Origin of the sequence: Myxococcus sp. CA039A (genome assembly GCF_013336645.1) — a bacterium.
GTDB lineage: Bacteria > Myxococcota > Myxococcia > Myxococcales > Myxococcaceae > Myxococcus > Myxococcus llanfairpwllgwyngyllgogerychwyrndrobwllllantysiliogogogochensis.
This window is the reverse complement of sequence record NZ_JABUMQ010000689.1, coordinates 1-1110: the sequence shown is the minus strand read 5'-3', so window position 1 is coordinate 1110 and position 1110 is coordinate 1. Positions and strand designations below refer to the sequence as shown.

The following is a 1110-nucleotide window of genomic DNA, read 5'->3' as shown; positions in this document are numbered from 1 at the left end:
TCCCTGCCCCTCCCCCACGACACCTCGCTCGCCCTGCCCCGCGAACACCGGCGGTCTCGGCGCGGGAGGCTCCACGACCTCCTCCATGACGCCCTCGAGCACCTCCTCGGTGTCCACGAGCTCCAGTTCCTCGGTGGGGTCGATCTCCTCCGCCGCCTCGAACTCTTCCTCCGGCTCAATTTCCTCCGCCACCTCCAGCTCCAGCGGAGCCACGGGCGGAGACAGCCGCGGCGGCGCAGCGGGCGACAGTCGGGGCGGCCCATCCATCCGGTTCCCCCCTTGAGCCACCGCCACGGGAGCAAGTTGCGGTGGACCCGAAGGTGCCAGCATCGGAGGCCCTGCCTCGGCCCGAGCGCTTCCTCGAAGCTCCATCGCGTCGCCGGAAATCCCGGCCCCGGAAGCGCTCGACGCGCTCCACTCCACGTCCTCCGCCGCCACGTCCTCGGCGTCGTCGCTCAGGAACTGCCCGGGCGCCAGCCCCCCGAATATCCCCTCCGTGCCCGGCTCCGCGCGTACGGGCGCTGGAGGCGGAGCCACCTCGGGCAGCGGAACCATCACCCCGCGCCCCGGTGCCACCGCGCCCCGAGGCTGCACCGCGCGCCGCGCCGTGGCCATGCTCATGGAGCGCGACTCGCGACGGATGCCGTAACGCTGCGCCTGGTAGTGGAACAGCCGCAGTTCCGGAGTGATGTGCGGAAGGATGCGCAGGCCCGTGATGAACCCGAGCGCGTCCGTGTGCTGGATTTCAAAGGGGCTCGCCATCGCCACCTTCAACCGGCGCCCCTCCTGGGCCAGCGGAAAGGCCAGGTGCTTCTCCGCCAGCGCCGCCGGCAGCAACCTCAGCGTCGCGTCGGTGACGACCTCGAAGTCGGCCTCCTGGGCCACCGGGTAGCGCGTCTGCTCCCCCAGGACCATCGCCACCGTGTCGATGTCCAGCAAGTCCAGCTCGATGAGGATGGACCCCAACCGCCCACCGTAGATGAGCTGGGCCTTCAGGGCCTCGTCGAGCTGCGCCTGCGTGAGGAGGCCCTTACGGACCAGGATCGCTCCGAGCTTTTCCGCCATGCCCTTCGGAGTCTAGACGGCTTCGCCTCCCCTCGGGGCCGGCTC

1 pseudogene is annotated in these 1110 nt (G+C 70.9%); it reads right to left on the bottom strand.

Annotation, left to right across the window (positions count from 1 at the left end):
- Positions 1 to 1065 (bottom strand): annotated as a pseudogene (locus HR086_RS47050) (hypothetical protein); the annotation flags it as partial.
- Positions 1066 to 1110 lie beyond the last annotated feature (45 nt).